The organism is Staphylococcus sp. GDB9P120P (assembly GCF_017893435.1).
GTDB lineage: Bacteria > Bacillota > Bacilli > Staphylococcales > Staphylococcaceae > Staphylococcus > Staphylococcus cohnii.
The window spans coordinates 579-3,372 of the sequence record NZ_JAESNB010000015.1 but is presented as its reverse complement, the minus strand read 5'-3'; the positions used below and the strand labels follow the sequence as shown (position 1 = coordinate 3,372).

Here is a 2,794-nt window from a genome sequence, read left to right as displayed (position 1 = left end):
GGAAGCACTCTATACCATTCTCGAATAGCATCATCGTCTAAAAAATCGGGTGGCTCTTTTGATAAAGGTGTAAGCTCATTCATAGCTTTCTCGGTCGCATTTCTTTGTTCTTGTACATCTTTGGTACGATAAGCTTTTTGTTGTGATAATAGTTTTCTCTGTGACATTTATATCATCTCCTATAAATATTATGTATTGAAATATATTCCTCTAGTTGCTTACGTGCAATTGATTCAGAACGTTGTGCTTGTTCAAGTTGTGATTCGAGTTGAGATTTTTCTTCGTCGCGTTGTTTGAGTTGGCGTTCTAGTTCTTTGTATTCTTTATGAGTTTTGATGTCGCCGTCTAAAACTTTCTCTTTCAATTCTGGAATGTGCGATGGTTTAGAAACCTCTATTTGTAAACTTTTGGGAAGTTGTTCAAAACTTTCTAATTGATCGCCGTGCAAATTTTGCACTTCGTTATAAATTTGAATATAGTTATAAACGTTTTTGCTTTTTAAATCCAATTTCTGTTTCAACACCGTTTTCTATAACGTAATTTCGTTGTTCTTTGGGCATGGTTGCTAAGTTTCTCATTTTCCCATGCCCTAACTGGGCGCGCGCGCGCTCAAAATTTTCTCCAAAAGTTTCTGCTGTTTGAATACGTTCATTGATAGTACGTTTTGAGTACCTAAATCCCAACGCGCGTTGGTTTCATCTTCTCCAAAAACTTCAGCAGCTTTAATTCTTTGCCTAATAGTTTCGCTTGTATATCCGAAAACTTTTTGTGTGTAACCTACGTCCAATCTCGATAATAGATTGACCAGCAATGTTTTAAAAACTTTACTAATTCATCGATAATCGCTACTGAGAAAAGCCCTATATTGCGTTGAGAACATGATTATCTTGATAATAGGGCGTTATATACTTAAATTTAATCTATATCGCCTGCATATATTGTGAAAAATTACACAATTTTAACTTTTTATTTCAAGATGCGGTTACAGATAAGGCGGGCTCGTTTAATTCATTTTTAAAAAGGCTAGGCGCAAATTCAACGCCTCCCTTTAAATTTAGAAATTATTTTTTCAAATTTCATTTTCTTTTTTATAATCTCCAGTATTATTTTCACTGCCCGATTAAATTATCTATCCCATTAAATTTATTCATAGTATTTAATTCACACTTACTTTATTCAATTATATTTATCGCTAAAAACTTCGCTTTTAATTCATCTATTTAAGCAGCTTTCACACACTATTTAACAGCTTGTAACACTTAATATATAATCATCTATACATGCGCTGTATCACTCTCTAAATGGCTACAAACACCATTGTATATAAGCAAACCATTCACGATTAGTAACTCGTTTGTGCTTCTCATATTGTTGTTACTTATCATCTAATAACAATAATTAATATTTATATTTTTTATTTGAAATCAGAATCTTAATTTAATTTTCGATTTACTTTTTAAATTTATTCTCACAAACATTTTTGTAATTCAAATCTCAATTTACTTTTATCTTTAACATTTACTTTTTGATTTGATAAATGAACTTCACAATTGATTCAACAAATGAAATTATTTATATTCAGAACACAATCAACAATGAAACTAAACAGAAGAACATCAACAAACAATTAATGTTAATTAAATAAGAACAAATGATTTAAGTTAATTGATTGAATCACTTTAAATTATAATTTGTTTCTTCTCTTTTATTATCAATGAACAATCACAACAAACAAATGGAACTCTTTACACAATGAGTTTGATCACTTAATGTAATGACCTTATAAACTCTGTGTTCAATAGTCTGACCTTTAATGTAGGTAGCTTAATCACTGCGTACTTTATTGTGCAGTCCTCTAAACTATCCACCTTAATAAGCAGTGTGCTTTAATACACAGTGTCTTTAATGCTTGGGCACTTTATAACAGATGGCGCTTTATTATCTATGCTCATTGTTTGCCTGCACCTTTAATACTTGGGTCTTATAACTGCATGTGCTTTTATATACTATGTTGAAGTATCTGCTACACATTGAATGCGTTCCACATATATCATTGTGATTACTTTCACATATATGCTTTAAGAAAAGACCACCACCAATTAATAGTGATGGCCTAAACCAACGTACAGAAGAACTAGGAACTAATGAAAATAACAAGGAGTTAAATGCCAATGGCTAATTTAGACTTTAATACTGAGCGCTCACCATTAAAGATTTAGTATATCTTTAATATCTATATTATACCATGAACGCCGTCATAATGCTACTTTATATTATCTAGTATTAATAGAAATTGCTTTTATTTTACCAATCTTTTCAATGAGCTTATTCATCGATGTCACTTCATCTGTATAGATTTGTACACTCTTAACTTTGTTCTGCTGCACTAACTTTATAAATTCTTGCATAATTGGTTTGTCATCCACTTCTATAGACAGTCCATACAGTCCTTTATTGACTACGACAGTTAAATTGCCACGATGTATCGATGCTAGGATATTACTATCTTTATTGTTGTCTAACATCACACATAGCTTGTCATTGTCTTTTAATGCTTGAAATACATTGTTATCTAACTCATATGGTTTAAATGTCTGATAGTTAGGATCTACTGTTTTGGTCGTTCCCATTTCTACAGGTTTATCTGTCGTAAGTGCTTGTACTGTAATTCGATTCTTTTGCTTATTATATTTAACGTTATTATCTGATTGTTTGATTGTTGTTAGCATATACTCACATCCTTACCATTGTTTCTTGCCATAATGATATTTTTGGAACTCATCACGAGAAACGG

At 31.4% G+C, this 2,794-nt stretch carries 3 protein-coding genes; all 3 read right to left on the bottom strand.

The window, feature by feature from the left end; translation table 11 throughout:
* Nucleotides 1-172: 172 nt before the first annotated feature.
* The 3 genes from KA856_RS13955 to KA856_RS13110 all read right to left on the bottom strand — a co-directional run bounded on the left by KA856_RS13955 (nt 173) and on the right by KA856_RS13110 (nt 2,729).
* Entirely contained in the window at nt 173-448 is a 276-nt protein-coding gene (locus tag KA856_RS13955; RefSeq protein WP_245337655.1) for a hypothetical protein, read from the bottom strand.
* A 31-nt stretch (nt 449-479) separates the two neighbouring features.
* On the bottom strand, nt 480-683 hold the full coding sequence (locus KA856_RS13115; protein WP_107525548.1) for a hypothetical protein: 204 nt from the start codon (nt 681-683) through the stop codon (nt 480-482).
* A gap of 1,590 nt (nt 684-2,273) precedes the next feature.
* Nucleotides 2,274-2,729, bottom strand: coding sequence for a hypothetical protein (locus tag KA856_RS13110; protein WP_011303606.1), 456 nt, complete (start codon nt 2,727-2,729; stop codon nt 2,274-2,276).
* Nucleotides 2,730-2,794 lie beyond the last annotated feature (65 nt).

What these genes read in the sequence shown, in the direction of transcription:
- KA856_RS13110 (WP_011303606.1), bottom strand. Translation starts at nt 2,729, where the DNA reads ATGCTAACAACAATCAAACAATCAGATAATAACGTTAAATATAATAAG.